The 263-nt window shown below is 46.8% G+C and carries 1 protein-coding gene; it reads right to left on the bottom strand.

Features of this window, described 5'->3' with window-relative positions:
- Nucleotides 1-263, bottom strand: a 263-nt coding sequence (locus AAEY83_RS16035; protein WP_351060570.1) for a zinc-binding dehydrogenase, incomplete at both ends; no start/stop codon positions are given.

Here is a 263-nt window from a genome sequence, read left to right as displayed (position 1 = left end):
GTCTATTACCGCATCAAAGCCTTGTGGGCCAAGCTCTCGGCGAATTTTTTCGCATAAGTCTTTATCCTGGTAAGCAAATACCACATCGGCGCCTAATTGTTTCACCAATTTATGATTACGCTTAGCTGCTGTGGTAAATACGTCGGCACCGCGCTGCTTTGCAAACTGAATGGCAAACTGCCCTACAGCCCCTGCGCCGCCGTCAATTAATACGGTATCGCCCTCGGTAATATTAATTTTATCTAGGCTTATAAGTGCAGCCA

It is taken from the genome of Psychrobacter sp. TB20-MNA-CIBAN-0197, assembly GCF_040309765.1.
GTDB classification, from domain to species: domain Bacteria; phylum Pseudomonadota; class Gammaproteobacteria; order Pseudomonadales; family Moraxellaceae; genus Psychrobacter; species Psychrobacter submarinus.
Note: the sequence above shows the minus strand (reverse complement) of the source record. Positions and strands in the feature narration are given on the sequence as shown.